Genomic DNA, 15,452 nt, shown 5'->3' on the forward strand with positions numbered 1-15,452 from the left:
GCGTCCATTCAGACGGTGATCAGCGCACCGACCGGTGCGTCGGTTCGCCCGCGCGCGCGACCGATGCCATCCTCGCCGGCCGCGATGAGCGCGAAGACCCCCGCGACGTCGGCGTCGGCGGTGTGGGCGATGTCCAAAAGGAGCTCCTGGGTTTCGCCCGACCGAATGAGGTCGTCGACCACGAGGACCGATTCGCCCGGTTCGATCGCTGACGCGGGCAGATAGTACGTGAGTTCGATGCCAGACTGAAGACGCTGGCGCGCCTCGATGAACTCCTCGACGGCGGTTTCCTTGCGCTTTTTCGCGTAGGCACACCGGACGCCGTAGTAGCTCGCGAGTGCCGCAGCGAGTGTGATTCCGTCCGTCGCAGCGGTCAGAACCACGTCCGGGCGCTCGAAGTCGAACCCGTTGGCCACGACCGGTGCCACGAGATCGAGAAACGGTTGATCGAAGACGGTCGCGGAGTTGTCGACGTACCCCTCGTGATCGACGCGGATCCGCGCATCGAGTTCCCCAGCCAACGCCTCCCGGCCGACTTCGTCGACGATCTCCCGCGCGCGATCGGTGCCCGGAAGGACGTGACCGTTGACGTACCGGTTGAGATCGCCAGCCGGGAGGCCCGTGGTATCCGCGAGTTCGTCGTAGGTTCGGGTCTCCTTCAACATCCGAAGCACGTCGACGGCCCGCAGCTGGAAGGCTGCTTTCTCGGCTCTGTTCATACAGCTATGCACGATTCCACAACTATGCCTATTTCGGTTGTCGGTCCGACGAATATCCCACAGATACGTGGTGACCCTGTCGATATCTAGCCGACCGACAACTGGAGGCAAAAGCCGAAAACGAGTGAATCATTCCGTGCGAGGTCTGATAGGAATTTTTAAATGTGGCTCGAGTAACTATTGCAATGGCGACATTTGTAGAGCGATTTGGAACGGCCGACTGATCAGTCATGACTGACAACAACCCCTACTGACGGCGTAGATTCCTCGGAACCGTTCTTACAGGTGCTTTCGTCGCGACCGCCGGTCGTCTAGCGCAGTTCCGTGCGGGACGGACACCCACAGGAAGAACGTCCGAATTACCCTCATCAGCACGCACTACGAGAACGAGACGACCACGTTCGAATTGACGGCCAAAGCACAGGACGGCGCCGTCATCTACGAAGACGAGAGAGGTGTGAGAAAGGGTCACTCGTTCACCACAGACCGCTTCCGAACGAGATTCGCACCATCACGTATAGAACCGACACCGGCGCGGAGGGAACCGTCTCTATTCCACCGAAATCGGACTATCCACCGGACCCGAGCGTCCCGCGGGAAATCGAACTCTACTACGGAGACGAACGGGAGATGGCGTACAGAGAGGAAATGCCCCGTTGTGAGTGACGTCCGAAAACTGAATCGGGCTAGTCCTGCAGGAAGTCCGGTTCCGTCCGCTGCTCGTCGCGTTCGCCCTCGAGATGTGCGCTAAACTCGCCGATTTCGACGTCGTACTCCTGGTCCTCGAAACGATCCCGAACCGAGATGGTGCCGGCTTCTTCCTCGTTGTCGCCGACGATGATCTGGTAGGGGACGCGGTCGTCGTGGGCCGCGCGGATTTTGCGCTCTAAGGTGCTATCGCGGTCGTCGACCTCGACGCGGAAGTCGTCGAAGTCGCTCGCGACCTTGTAGGCGTAGCCGAGGTTGTCGTCGGAGATCGGCAGGACGCGGATCTGTTCGGGTGCGAGCCACAGCGGGAATCGACCTTCGTAATGCTCGATGAGCATCATGAAGAACCGCTCGTAGCTGCCGTATAGCGCCCGGTGGATCATGACCGGGCGATGTTCCTCGTTGTCCTCGCCCACGTAGTGTAGGTCGAACCGTTCGGGCATGTTGAAGTCGAGCTGGACCGTCGGGCCGTCCCAGTCCCGCCCGATGGCGTCCTCGAACGCAAAGTCGATCTTGGGGCCGTAGAACGCGCCGTCACCGGCTTCGACCTCGTAGTCCAGTTCACGGGCCTCGAGGACGCTCTCGAGTTGTGATTCGGCCCGCTCCCAGATTTCGTCGCTTCCGACGCTCTTCTCGGGGCGCGTGGCCAGGGCCATCTCGTACTCGAGGTCGAACGTCTCGAGCACCTCGACGATCATGTCCATGATCTCTTCGACCTCGCGTTCGATCTGGTCGGGTTTGATGAAGAGGTGGCCGTCGTCGATGGTGAACGCCCAGACTCGGGAGAGCCCGGAGAGCTCGCCGCGTTGCTCCTTTCGATACACCTTCCCGTTCTCGGCGTATCGGATGGGGAGGTCGCGGTAACTCCAGGAGTGATCCTGAAAGATGGCGGCGTGGCCGGGACAGTTCATCGGCTTCAGGCCGAACTCGTCGTCGCCGACGTCGAAGATGAACATGTCGTCGGCGTAGTTCTCGTAGTGGCCCGAGCGGTGCCAGAGATCCGTCTTGAAGACGTGGGGCGTCTCGACGTAGTCGTACCCGGCGTCCTCGTTCAGGTTGGCGACGAAGTCCTCGAGTTCCTTCAGGATCGTCTTGCCCGGCGGATGATACAACGGGAGACCGGGACCAGTAACGTCCTGAATGGAAAAGAGATCCATTTCGTTGCCGATCCGGCGGTGGTCGCGCTTCTCGGCCTCCCGCTTGCGCTGGAGGAACGCCTCCAGATCGCTCTCGTCTTCGAACGCCGTGCCGTAGATGCGCGTTTGCATCGGGTTCTCCTCGTCGCCGCGCCAGTAGGCGCCGGCAATCTCGAGCAGTTCGATCGCTCCGATTTCACCCGTCGAGCCGACGTGGGGGCCGGCACAGAGGTCCTCCCACTCGCCCTGACTGTAGAACGTGACCGTGTCGGCCTCCTCGGCGAACTCCTCGAGCAACTCGAGTTTGTACGATTGGTCGGCCAGGCGCTGCTCCGCCTCGTCGATCGAGACCTCCTCGCGCTCGATCTCGTAGTCCTCGGCGATGATCTCCTCCATCTCACGCTCGAGGTCGGCGAGGTCTTCCTCGTCGACGTCGAGGTTGTCGAAGTCGTAGTAGAACCCCTCGTCGGTTGGCGGGCCGATAGCGAGGTCGACGTCGTCGTAGTGGCGGCAGACGGCCTGTGCGAGACAGTGGGCCGCGGAGTGGCGCATGACCTCGAGGTACTCCTCCGAACCGTCGGTGACGATCTCGAGAGCGGCGCCGTCGTAGACGGGGTGTTCTTTGGCGACGAGGTCGCCGTCGAGTTTGCCAGCGACCGTGTCGCTGCCGAGACCGGGGCCAATCTCGTACGCGCAGTCTTCGACCGTCGCATCCGCATCGACTGCAAGTTCCGAGCCGTCCGGCAGTACGACCGCTATCTGCTCCTGTGAATCTTGTTCTGACATAGCTGTGGATGTGGTGAACGTTCCGGTTGCGCGTCCGCGCGTCCCGCACACTGGTCGACGGGTGCCGACGCAATACGCGATAGGTGGGAATTAAAAACGGGCAAACGCCCCTGTAAAGCAGACACCTACCATCTGTGGCTACGGGTAGTCTCGAGCGGGATAAAAGCGTTGTGATGAGCCGCGATCCGGTAACGGTGTCGTCGCTCGAGAACGACGGCGAGTGAAACGCGAACCCAATCCGAGCACGACGACCGATCGGCACTGCTCCGTCGACGCCGAATTCGTCGAACGGGCCAGAAATGAGACTGTCACTAATAGAACAGCTAATAAGTTCCGAGACGAGAGGTGCTGGTAATGATCCTCGGTGGGTTCCTCCCGGATAGACCCGTCGTCTACGCGGTCGTCGTCGTCATCGCGACCGGCTTCATCTGGTTCGGAAGCGGCTGGCTCGAAGAATCGGCCGAACAGCTCTCGGCGTACTACGGGTTACCGGCGGTCGTTCAGGGGTCGATCGTCGTCGCCGTCGGCTCGAGTGTTCCGGAATTAGCGAGCGTCGTGTTCACGGCGATCGGTGGAACGTTCGATATGGGTATCGGCGCGATCGTCGGCTCGGCGATATTCAACATCCTCGTGATTCCCGCGCTGTCCGGAATCGTGTCGGACGGCGACCTGGACACGAATCGGACAATCGTCTACAAGGAAGCGCAGTTCTACATGATCTCCGTCTCCGCGCTGGTCGTCACTCTCGCACTCGCGGTCATTTACGTTCCCGTTCCTAACGGCCCCGACCTCTCGGGCCAGCTTACGCGGCCCCTGGCGGTACTGCCGCTTCTGCTGTATGGATTGTATCTCTTCATCCAGTGGCAGGACGTCAGCGATCACGACGTCGAGGGTGTCACGGATGGGATCGACAGCGGACGTGAGTGGGGAAAACTTGCCGTCGGTCTCGTCGTTATCCTCGTTGCAGTCCATCAACTGGTCGGGAGCGTCGAATCGCTCAGTTATACGTTTGGCATCCCGGAGTTCCTCGCCGGCGTAACCATCGTCGCAGCAGCGACGAGTCTTCCGGACATGCTCGTTAGCGTGCGGTCGGCCCAGACCGGCAAGGGGATTACGAGCATCGGAAACGTCCTCGGATCGAATACGTTCGACCTCTTGGTGGCGATTCCAATCGGCGTGCTCATCGTCGGGAGCGCTACTGTGGACTTCGCTACGGCCGTCCCGATGCTCGGCGTGTTGACACTCGCGACCGTCCTCCTGTTCTCGTTTCTTCGTACCGATCTTTCGATAACCGACTTCGAGTCCTACGTGCTGCTCCTGGCTTACGGACTGTTCGTCGCGTGGATGGTCGCCGAATCGGTGGGTCTAACAGATCTGATCACAGGAGCCTGATTTCCGATCAAGACGGCCCGTGGTTCCGCCGAAACCGCCTATCGATATCCGACAGCCAGCGTGTGAAGTACCACGGAGGCAAGCCCCGAGGCACTCTCGCTGTAATACTGTAGACCCAAGAGAGACGGGAACTGGCTACCGATTCTCGAGTAATTCGCCCGCGGTCACCAGGGACGCCATCTCGAGGCCCGCGTCTTCGACGTTCTCCCGGCCGCCCTCCTCGCGGTCGACGACGACGAGGGCACGCTCGACGGTCGCGCCGGCGTCCCTGAGCGCCTCGACGGCTTCGACGAGGCTCGTTCCCGTCGTGACGATGTCCTCGACGACGACGACCTCCTCGCCCTCGGCGAGGCGGCCCTCGATCAGGTTGCCGGTGCCGTACTCCTTGCGTTGCTTGCGCGCGATGACGTACGGAACGCCAGCAGCGACGCTGGTCGCGGCTGCGAGCGGGACGCCGCCGAGTGCGATGCCGCCGAGTTTGTCGTCTGCATCGAGTCGGTCGGCGAAGGCCTCGGCGATCAGCTCGAGGCAGTCGGGGTCAGTCTCGAAGAGGTATTTGTCGACGTAGTACTCGCTGGTACCGCCGTGTGAGAGTTCGAATTCGCCGAACTGAACGGCGTCGGCCGCCCGAAGGGCGTCGATGAGGTCCCGGTTCGTCATGCTCGAGAGAGCGCGCCCGACCGAAATAAGCGGTGTGGAACAGGACGCGCCGACGGGTGGACGTGAGCCGATGATAAACGTGGGAAGCCACGCATCCGCGCTACTCTGGAAGGGCTCTGCTGGAAGTATCTTTTTTGTTCCGACCGACAGATATGGTGTGATGACACTATACAGTGCGGCCGAGCCACACCCCGACGTGCAAGCGTTTCTCGAGCTATACGACTCCCTCGACGTGCCGTCGTTCGACGAGGTGTCGCCCGAAGAGGCCCGTCGGATGTTCGACGAGATGCGTGTCGGGGGGAGCCGGGCATCGAACTCGAGACCGTCGAAGATCAGACCATCGACGGCCCGCACGGCGACCTGCCGATCCGGATCTACGATCCGGGCACCGACGATACTCATCGGCCGCTGATCCTCTACATCCACGGCGGCGGCTGGGTCATCGGCAACGTCGATACCCACGACGGAACCTGCCGAAAGCTGGCGGCCGACTCGGGCTATCCCGTCGTCAGCGTCGACTACGGGCTCGCACCCGAGCACCCCTTCCCCGAGGGGCTCGAGGACTGTTATGCCGCCCTCGAGTGGGCGGCCGAGGCCGCACCGGAACTGGACGCGGATCCGGATCGAATCGTCGTCGCGGGGGACAGTGCCGGCGGCAATCTCTCGGCCGGACTGTCGCTGCTCGTCCGCGACCGTGGCGGCCCCGACATCGCCTATCAGCTGCTGATCTATCCCAGCACTGGCAAGGCGACCGAGACCGAGGCCTACGAGGAGAACGGCGAGGGGTACTTCCTCACGAAAGACGAAATGGAGTGGTTCCGCGGTCACCGATACGACTCCGAGTTCGATCAGGGAAACGTCTACGCGATGCCCCAGCTCGCCCACGACCTCTCGGATCTCCCGCCGGCGACGATCATCACGGCCGGGTTCGACCCGCTGCGCGACGACGGGGCGAACCTCGCCGAGCGACTCGAGGCCGACGGAGTCCCGGTCGAGCACCACCACTACGACGACGTCATCCACGGCTTCTTCAACATGATTTCCGAGCCCGTGAATCTCGACCGGGCGCACGAGGCCTACGACGACGCTGTCGCGGATCTGCATGCTGCGCTCGACTAAGCCCGGATCGACCGACTGTACTGAGACTGTCCTGGCTCGCCGTCCAGCGGTGACCTCGGCGACGGAAATCGGTATCCCGCTTTCGAGGTGATTACCACGGCTCGTTCTTCAGCCCCAGTTTGTACGCGATCATATTCGTCGTGACGTGAAGGATCGGGGTGATGACGACCACGACGAAAAGCACCTCGAGCGTGAACCAGGTGCGGAACCACTCGAACGCGAGAAGCGCGGTCAACAGGAGTGAGACGACGACGAAGTCCAGTTGATCGACGCCGGGGAACATCGCGCCGCGCTGGCGGCCGGTGCGGCGCTTGAGGAAGGAAGCGAGGATGTCGCCGAGCATCGCCCCGCCAGCGAGGCCGACCGCCGCAAGCGGCGTGAACTCGGGGACGGCAAAGCCGAGTGCATCGCCGACGCCGGGCGCGAGGACGGTCAGGATCGCTGCGAGCGCTACGCCCGCAAGGATTCCTACCGCCGTTCCGCGCCAGGTCTTTCCGTCGCCCAGTACCCGCCTGTCGCCCCACGTCCGGCCGCCGTCGATTGGTCGGCCGCCACCTGCCAGCACCGCCGCGTTGTTGGGGACGTAGGCGGGCAACATCGCCCAGAACGCGATTACGACTATCTCGAGTACTGCCATATTCGCCCGGACGAACCGGTGTGTCTTAACCGCCGGTGGTTTGTCCCAGCCCGACGAACCGTTTCATAAACGCTGGAGCGAACGCGTTTTTGTCCCCTTGACATCCTCCTCCGCGTTCAGGCGGAGGAATCCTGAGCGGTGGAGATTTCAGGTGTACAGTTCCACCGACCCCCGATACGGTGCGAATCCGTGCGGGAGTCACGGACTGTGGCGGGTGGGACTGCTGGGAGTGCCAAGCCCCCGGTACTCCTATCCTCAACCGTGTTCGACCCTCGTGGTTGTTTGTGCCCGGCGAAGGTCGGGTGGGCTTCGACAGACTCGGAGTTACGTTCCGTGGTGCTTCCAGCAGTCGACTCCGCGTCACCCCTGTGAGGGATGGGCGGTCATCGACTGGTTCCAATTATTGTCTGATTGCTTGGGGCGGCCGGGCCGCCATCGTCGGACTGGCGGGAATCACTCTATTCCCTGCCTGATTCCTGCGCCATCATAGAATTACTTCCTACTTCAAAGTATTGAAAAGAAATCTTGGACTGGTCATCGAAGTGTGGATTTCGTCCGAGTTGTCGTATCGAATTCATCCCGCGCCGAAACGCGCGGGTATTCTCCTCGCATCTCTATAATACACACAATCTGTTTCCACCATACACGAAAAGCTTTTGCCGTTCGTGGTGGACGCTTCGTTAGAGGCCCTGGTACCATGCCACAAGACGTTTTCGACGACGGCGAGTACGACCGACGAGTCGACAGGACGAGAGAGCGATTGCGCGAGGAGGACATGGACGCCATCGTCGTCGCCGATCCGGCGAATATGAACTACCTGACCGGATACGACGGCTGGTCGTTTTACGTCCATCAGGCCGTCGTCGTTACTCCCGACCGCGACGAGCCCGTCTGGATCGGGCGCGAAATGGACGCCAACGGCGCACGAGCGACGACTCACCTCACAGAGGAGAGCATCCGCGCGTACAGCGACGACCACGTCCACTCTCCCCACGACCTCCACCCGATGGACTACGTCGCGGGCGTACTCGACGAACTGGACGTCGCCGACGGTCGGATCGGCCTCGAGATGGACGCCTCCTACTTCACCGCGAAGTCGTACACGCGTCTGCAGGAGAACCTTCCGGAGGCCGAATTCGAGGACGCGACGTTACTGGTCGGCTGGGTTCGGATCAAGAAGTCCGAGCGGGAACTCGACTACATGCGCGAAGCCGCCCGAATCTCGGAGAACGCCATGCGCGCCGGGCTAGACGCGATCGAGGCCGGGGTGCCAGAGTACGAGGCCGCCGCGGCGATCTACGACGCGCTGATCACCGGCACCGACGAGTACGGCGGGGATTACCCCTCTATCGTCCCGCTCATGCCCTCCGGCGACCACACGGGGACGCCGCACCTGACGTGGACTGACCGGCCGTTCGAGGACGGCGACCCGGTCATCATTGAACTCTCCGGCTGTCGCCACCGGTACCACTCCCCGCTCGCTCGAACGACGTTCGTCGGCGATCCGCCCGCGGAACTCGAGCGGACCGCCGATATCGTCGTCGAAGGGCTGGAGGCCGCGCTTGACGCCGCCGAACCGGGCGTCACGTGCGAATCCGTCGAGACGGCCTGGCGTGAGACGATCGCACAGTACGGGCTCGAGAAAGAGGACCGAATCGGGTATTCGATGGGGCTCGGGTATCCACCGGACTGGGGCGAACACACCGCAAGCATCCGCCCCGGCGACGAAACGGTGCTCGAGAAGGACATGACGTTCCACATGATTCCAGGCATCTGGACGGACGAGATTGGCATGGAGATCAGCGAGACGTTCCACGTCACCCGCGACGGAGCAGAGACGCTGGCCGATTTCCCCCGCCGGCTGTTCACCGCGTGACCGGGCGCGACTCGGACCCGGTATCGACCGACCCTCCACGATTCCGACCACCCCGACCCGCCGACCGTATCCGAATCAGCGCGACCCCAATGACGATAATCGTACCCACCCAAGTCCAATGACGATGACACCAGCGACGGAGACCGAAACGGAAGAGGAACTCGACTCGGCGTTGATCACGGCCCGACGACAACTCGAGCGTGCGGCGACTCACGTCGACGTCGATCCCGGCGTCGTCGAGCGCCTGAAGCATCCGACCCGAGTCCAGCAGGTATCGGTGCCGCTCGAGCGCGATGACGGGGACGTGGAGGTGTTCACCGGCTACCGGGCCCAGCACGACGACGTTCGCGGCCCGTACAAGGGTGGGCTTCGATACCACCCCGACGTCACCAGCGACGAGTGTATCGGCCTCTCGATGTGGATGACCTGGAAGTGTGCGGTGATGGACCTGCCCTTCGGCGGCGGGAAAGGCGGCGTCACCGTCGATCCGAAGGACCTGTCCGCCGACGAGACCGAACGGCTCACCCGTCGGTTCGCCGAGGAACTGCGCAACGTCGTCGGCCCGACGAAGGACGTCCCCGCGCCAGATATGGGAACCGATGCCCAGACGATGGCCTGGTTCATGGACGCCTACTCGATGCAGCAAGGCGAGACGATACCCGGCGTCGTCACCGGAAAGCCGCCAGTTATCGGCGGCTCCTACGGCCGCGAGGAAGCACCCGGTCGCTCGACGGCGATCGTCGTGCGCGAGGCCGTCGACTACTACGAGGGGGACCTGTCCGGTACCACGGTCGCCGTACAGGGATTCGGGAGCGTCGGCGCGAACGCCGCCCGCCTACTCGAGGACTGGGGCGCGACAGTCGTCTCCGTCAGCGACGTCAACGGCGCAATTTACGACCCCGACGGCCTCGAAACGCACGCGATTCCGACCCACAACGAGGAACCCGAAGCGGTCCTCGAGCAGGACGCGCCGGAAACGCTGACCAACGAAGCGATCCTCGAACTCGACGTCGACGTCCTCGTTCCGGCGGCCGTCGGCAACGTCATCACCGCGGATAACGCCGACGCCATCGACGCGGATATCGTCGTCGAGGGTGCGAACGGCCCGACGACGTTCGCCGCCGACGCCATCCTCGAGGAACGGAACGTGCCGGTGATTCCCGACATTCTCGCGAACGCGGGCGGCGTTACTGTCTCCTACTTCGAGTGGCTGCAGGACATCAATCGCCGGCAATGGAAGCTCAAGCGCGTCAACGAGGAACTCGAGACCCACATGCTCAAGGCGTGGGATCACATCCGTGCGGTGGTCGACGAAGAGGGACTGACCTGGCGAGACGCAGCCTACGTGGTGGCGCTGTCCCGGATCGCAGAGGCGAAGGAGTCGCGCGGACTCTGGCCGTGACGTTCTCCCGGATAGCGCACCGTCGGACCCGGTAATTGGCGTCACGGACCACGCGCCGTGGATACCAGTGATCGGTGCGAGGAGAACAGAAGACCTCATGACGGAGCAGTCAGACAGTTGGACCATGGCGTCGTGGAAGCGGGTCTTCGCGAGCGGACTCATCCTCATCGGCCCGATACTCGTGACGCTGTATGCGATCTATCGATTCTACGCGATCGTAACCGGTGTGACGCCGATATTCCTGTTCGACGGCGAGATACTGAGTGGGTTGATCGGCCACGAGCCGACTCGATTGTTGGTCACTCGCGTCATGCGCGCCGTCGTTTCCCTGAGTTTCTTCTGTCTGGTGACGTTCGTGATCGGCGCCCTGATGCGAACGACGATTGGAGACGTGTTCTCCAGCGGTGTCGATCGAATCGCGAACGGGCTCCCCGGACTCCGGGTCGTCTACAACGCGTCGAAGGTCGCGGCAGAGACCACACTTGGGGAGGAACAGGCGCTTCAGGACCCCGTCAAGGTCACGAGCTGGGACGAGAAGCAGATGACGGCCTTCAAGACCGGAAACGTCACCGAGGACGGGCGGGAGGTCCTGTTCATCCCCACGGCACCGAACTTCACGTCCGGGTTCGTCGTCGAAGCGGAACCCGAACGCGTAAGCGAGACCGACGAACGAGTCGAAGAAGCGCTCGCGCGCGTATTGAGTGGCGGGTTCGGCCACGACGACGAGCAGAACGGACCAGGATCGACCGTGCCGTTGGACACGTCGAAGGACCGATCGACGGACGAGAGGTGAGTCGAGAGCGGCCGGCTACCGCGACAGTGCGGCCGCAACCTTCTCGATCGGGTGTGGCGGTTTCGCACGCTCTTCGCGGTCGGACAACTGCGCCCGACAGGAGGCGCCCGGTGCGACGACCGCGTCGCCGTCGCTCTCCTCGACTTGTTCGAAGAGGACCGCGCCGATCGCCCGGCTCAGTGAGTAGTGTTCGGCCTCGTAGCCGAAGGAGCCGGCCATGCCACAGCAGCCCGAATCGAGCGCGTCGACCTCGTACCCGACTGCTCGCAAGACGGTGGCCGCGTGGCCGTCTTTCGCGGTCGCCTTCTGATGGCAGTGGCCGTGGTAGGTGAGTCGCTCGTATACCTCGTCGGTCGGGAGCCCGGCAGCCAGGTCGAATCGGTCGAGATACTCCATGACGCCGTACGCGTTCGCCGCGATCCGCTCCGCGTCACGGCCGTCGAGAAGGTCCAGGTAGTCGGACTGGACCATGACCGCATCCGACGGTTCGACCAGGACGACGTCCCAGCCATCCTCGACGTCCGGGATCAGCGCCTCGACGTTCGTCTGGGCGCGTTCGCGCGAGAGATCGAGAAACCCCTTCGAGTGGGCCGGTCGGCCGGTCGCAGTCACACCGTCGGGAATTTCGACGCGAACGCCCGCCGTCTCGAGGACCTGAACGGCCGCCTTCCCCGCTTGGGGGTGGTTGTAGTTCGTGGACGTATCTGGGACGAGCAAGACCGCCCGGTCGGCGTCGTCGAGCGACACGCGAGACCCGCCGCGGCGTTCGAACCACGTTTCGAAGCTCTCGCGTGCGAAGGTCGGGAGTTCTCGTTCGCGGGCGATCCCGACCGACTTCTCGGCGGCGAGACCGGCGCCGGGGAGCGAGACGGCCCAGTTCGAAAGGGGCGCGAGCGCGGAGCCGACCGCGTTCAACCGGTCGACGTTTGCGAACAGTCGGTCACGGAGGGAAGCGCCAGTTTCCCGGTGATGGGCGTGCTCGACTTCGGCTTTGAGCTTGGCCATGTCGACCTCGCTCGGACAATCCCGTGCACAGCCTTTGCAGCCGATACAGAGGTCCATCACCTCGGCCACGAATTCCGGGTCGGCGGCGTCGGCATCGAGTTCGCCGTTCATCGCGCTTCGGAGCGCGTTCGCTCGCCCCCGAGTGCTCAGACTCTCCTCGTCGGCCGCGCGGTAGGTCGGGCACATCACGCCGCCGGTGGTCTCCTGGGAGCCCCGACAGCCACCACAGCCGTGACAGAGTTCGACCATTCCCTGAAACCCGTTGTCGACGTCCCACTCGAGGGCGGGTTCGAATCCTGCGTCGAACTCGTAGCCCGGAGAGTATCGGAGGTGCTCGGTCATGTCGTGGTCGCCGCAGACGGTTCCAGGGTTGAGGAGCCAGTCCGGATCGAAGGCCGATTTCAGGTCGCGAAAGAGCGACCAGACGGTCTCGCCGTAGAGTTTCCGGTTCCACTGGGTTCGAGCGCGCCCGTCGCCGTGTTCGCCCGAGACCGAGCCGCCATATCGAACGACGAGATCGGTAACGGCGTCGGAGATCGCTTCGAACTGAGTTACCCCGGCCGGGCTCTTGGTGTCGACCAGTGGCCGCATGTGCATACAGCCCGGTCCCGCGTGAGCGTAGAAGCTCGCGAACGTGTCGTTGTCCTCGAGGACCTCCTGGAAGTCGTCGACGTACTCAGCGAGGTTCTCCGTCGGAACGGCCGTGTCCTCGATGAACGAAATGTGCTTCGCGTCGGAGGTCCTGGAGAGGAGGATCGGTGCGGCACTCTTGCGGAGCTTCCAGAGTTCGGCCCGTTCGTCGGGATCGTAGGCCTCGATGGCGTCGAACGCACGGACGGGATCGGCCGCGTCGGGGTCTTCAGATTCGTCGGGGTCGGCGGTCGGGTCCGCATCGACCGCACCGGCCCCGCCGTTTGGTGCCGACGACCGCGACGGCGGGAGCCGATCCGCGAGCAGCGCCTGGATCTGTTCTCGGGCAGCAGCCTCGCCATCGGCGTAAACCTCTACGAGCAGCGCGGACTCCGTCTCATCGGGGAGTTTCGCCGCGACGTCGGCGAATTCCTCGGTGTCACGGGCGAGGTCGAGCAACACGTCGTCGATCGCTTCGACGGCCGCGGGATCGTGAGTGCGGACGATCGTGTCGACGTCGGCCATCGCCTCGCGCAGATCGTAGTAGGTGAGCAGGGCGACGGCCTTCGTTTCCGGAACGAGCTCGAGCGAGACGGTGGCCTCGGTGATGATGCCGAGGGTCCCCTCGCTGCCGGCGAAGACGCGAGCGAGGTTGACGGTCGCGTCGGGATCAGGATCGCCATCGGTCGCGACCGAACCGGCAGTAGACTCGTCGAACGCGACGGAATTTCCGTAGGCCTCCCCGACCAGTCGATCGAGATTGTAGCCGGAGACGTTGCGCTTCAACTGGGGGAAGACGTCACGGATTACGTCGGCCTCCTCGTCGACGACCCGACGAAGGGACTCGTAGATGCGCTCGAGCAGATCACCGTCGGGATCGGCCGCCTCGCGGAGGTCGGCGACTGTCATCTCGCCGAAGGTCGTGACGGTGCCGTCGGCGAGGACGACTTCGCACGCCTCGACGTACGCGTCGGTCTTGCCATACTGCAGCGAGTGGGCACCGGTGGAATTGTTACCGATCGCACCGCCGATCGTGCTGCGATTTCCTGCCGCGGGATCCGGCGCGAACTTTAGACCGTGGGACTCGAGTGCCCCGTTCAGGTCCGCGAGGACGGTACCCGCCTGGACCGTCGCGCGGCGCTCGTCGGGCGTGACGGAGAGCAGGGTGTCCACGTGTGCCGTGAAGTCGAGGACGATGGCCTCGTTGACCGCCTGGCCGGCGAGACTCGTGCCACCGCCTCGCGGGAGGATCGGAATCCCGCTATCGGCGCAGTATTCGACGACGCTGGCCACGTCCGCCGTCGAGCGCGGCAGGACGACGCCCACGGGCGTCACTTCGTACGCGCTCGCGTCGGTCGCGTATAGTCGCCGGCTGTATTCGTCGAATCGAACCTCACCGTCGATGCGTTCGTCGAGCGCCGCGACGAGCGCGGGGCGATCCACGTCGCCGCCGACGTAGTCGTAGTCGGCCCGCGGGTCCGCCGCCGGGTCAGTCCTGGAATGCGAGTTATCGGTGGCCATCGATCTCAACTCGAGTTGGGTCGGATCACGGCGTTCTCGAGGCCACCACCGGTCTCGAGGGCGTCGACGTTCGTTGCGACGATGTCGGCCAGCCGGTCCCAGTGTTTTGGCGTGTGGCCGCCGGTGTGAGGGGTGATCAGACAGTTCTCGAGATCCCAGAGCGGGTGATTGGCGGGGAGCGGTTCGGGGTCGGTGACGTCGAGGGCGGCCCCGCGGATCCCTTCGGACTGGAGCGCCGTGACGAGCGCGTCGGTGTCGACGATTCCGCCGCGGGCCGCGTTGACGATGACCGCATTCGGCGGGAGCGTGGCGAACTCCGCGTCGCCGACGAGCCCGCGAGTGAGATCGTTGAGTGGGCACGCGAGGACGACGTAGTCGCTCTCGGCGAAGGCCTCGTGGACGTCCTCCTCACCGAAGCCGAGGACCTCGTCGGTCGGCCCGCCCTTTTCGGGCGTGTAGCGGATGCCGATCGTCTCGACCTCGAAGCCCTCGAGGCGCTGAACGATTTCCCGTCCGATCGATCCGAGGCCGACGATCGTGACGGTGCTGTCGGTGAACTCGAACGACTGGAAGTGACGCCACTCGCGACGGTCCTTCCGGCGCCACCCCTCGTGCAGACGGCGCGCGAATACGAGCATGTTTCCGATGGACTGTTCGGCGATGCCGGGCGCGTGGATTCCGCCCGCGTTCGTCACGGCGACGCCGTGATCCGCTAGCGCGTCCATCGGCACGTGGTCCGTCCCGGCGAACGTACAGGCGAACAGCTCGAGCCGATTCGCGCGCTCGAGGAGGTCCTCGTCGATCGAAATCCCGGTCACGACCCGCGTGTTCCGGACGAGTTCGCGTTCCTCCGTCGGCGTCCGAGCGAGCGCGACTGTGCGATCCGGCAGCCGCTCGCGCAGAGTCTCGGCGTACGACTCCATCGATAGCCCTTCCGTTCCTTCTCTAAGAACGACGATATCTGGGTTCGTGTCCATATCGGTGTCTCCCGCGCCCCGATGACGCGTTTCGTAGTCTACTATACGATTACCATCGTGTTCCTTATCCTTTTTGTGTACACATCGTTAA

10 protein-coding genes and 1 pseudogene are annotated in these 15,452 nt (G+C 63.6%); 5 read left to right on the plus strand and 6 right to left on the minus strand.

The features are described from left to right. Positions 1–8: 8 nt before the first annotated feature. Positions 9–719: a phosphoribosyltransferase family protein gene (locus NJU76_RS03845; RefSeq protein WP_254531467.1), complete on the minus strand. Its 711-nt coding sequence runs from the start codon at positions 717–719 to the stop codon at positions 9–11. A gap of 686 nt (positions 720–1,405) precedes the next feature. Next, the gene (thrS, locus tag NJU76_RS03850; protein ID WP_254531468.1) at positions 1,406–3,349 is read right to left on the minus strand and encodes a threonine--tRNA ligase; all 1,944 of its coding nucleotides are present in this window, start codon (positions 3,347–3,349) and stop codon (positions 1,406–1,408) included. Positions 3,350–3,703: 354 nt separating this feature from the next. Here thrS and NJU76_RS03855 point away from each other — a divergent pair, with 354 nt between their 5' ends. After that, positions 3,704–4,741: a sodium:calcium antiporter gene (locus tag NJU76_RS03855; protein WP_254531469.1), complete on the plus strand. Its 1,038-nt coding sequence runs from the start codon at positions 3,704–3,706 to the stop codon at positions 4,739–4,741. Positions 4,742–4,876: 135 nt separating this feature from the next. On the opposite strand, the gene pyrE is transcribed toward NJU76_RS03855, so the two are convergent. Beyond that, a complete protein-coding gene (gene pyrE, locus NJU76_RS03860; RefSeq protein WP_254531470.1) occupies positions 4,877–5,401 on the minus strand; it encodes an orotate phosphoribosyltransferase in 525 nt (174 codons plus the stop codon). A 160-nt stretch (positions 5,402–5,561) separates the two neighbouring features. Here pyrE and NJU76_RS03865 point away from each other — a divergent pair. Further along, a pseudogene (locus NJU76_RS03865) lies at positions 5,562–6,520 on the plus strand (alpha/beta hydrolase). A 91-nt stretch (positions 6,521–6,611) separates the two neighbouring features. On the opposite strand, the gene NJU76_RS03870 reads toward NJU76_RS03865, so the two are convergent. Continuing rightward, the gene (locus NJU76_RS03870; protein ID WP_254531471.1) at positions 6,612–7,157 is read right to left on the minus strand and encodes a CDP-2,3-bis-(O-geranylgeranyl)-sn-glycerol synthase; all 546 of its coding nucleotides are present in this window, start codon (positions 7,155–7,157) and stop codon (positions 6,612–6,614) included. A gap of 697 nt (positions 7,158–7,854) precedes the next feature. On the opposite strand from NJU76_RS03870, the gene NJU76_RS03875 reads away from it, so the two are divergent. The 3 genes from NJU76_RS03875 to NJU76_RS03885 all read left to right on the plus strand — a co-directional run bounded on the left by NJU76_RS03875 (position 7,855) and on the right by NJU76_RS03885 (position 11,228). Continuing rightward, positions 7,855–9,033 (plus strand): M24 family metallopeptidase, encoded by a 1,179-nt coding sequence (locus NJU76_RS03875; protein ID WP_254531472.1) that lies wholly within the window; start codon positions 7,855–7,857, stop codon positions 9,031–9,033. Positions 9,034–9,151: 118 nt separating this feature from the next. Further along, the gene (gdhB, locus tag NJU76_RS03880; RefSeq protein WP_254531473.1) at positions 9,152–10,435 is read left to right on the plus strand and encodes a glutamate dehydrogenase GdhB; all 1,284 of its coding nucleotides are present in this window, start codon (positions 9,152–9,154) and stop codon (positions 10,433–10,435) included. A gap of 124 nt (positions 10,436–10,559) precedes the next feature. Further along, positions 10,560–11,228 (plus strand): DUF502 domain-containing protein, encoded by a 669-nt coding sequence (locus NJU76_RS03885; RefSeq protein ID WP_254532567.1) that lies wholly within the window; start codon positions 10,560–10,562, stop codon positions 11,226–11,228. Between the two features lie 15 nt (positions 11,229–11,243). Here NJU76_RS03885 and NJU76_RS03890 read toward each other — a convergent pair whose 3' ends face one another. Both NJU76_RS03890 and NJU76_RS03895 read right to left on the minus strand, forming a co-directional pair. Then, positions 11,244–14,384 (minus strand): FAD-binding and (Fe-S)-binding domain-containing protein, encoded by a 3,141-nt coding sequence (locus NJU76_RS03890; RefSeq protein ID WP_254531474.1) that lies wholly within the window; start codon positions 14,382–14,384, stop codon positions 11,244–11,246. Between the two features lie 5 nt (positions 14,385–14,389). Continuing rightward, the gene (locus tag NJU76_RS03895) at positions 14,390–15,361 is read right to left on the minus strand and encodes an NAD(P)-dependent oxidoreductase (RefSeq protein WP_254531475.1); all 972 of its coding nucleotides are present in this window, start codon (positions 15,359–15,361) and stop codon (positions 14,390–14,392) included. Positions 15,362–15,452: the final 91 nt, after the last annotated feature.

It is taken from the genome of Natrinema gelatinilyticum (genome assembly GCF_024266705.1).
Taxonomy (GTDB): Archaea; Halobacteriota; Halobacteria; order Halobacteriales; family Natrialbaceae; genus Natrinema; species Natrinema gelatinilyticum.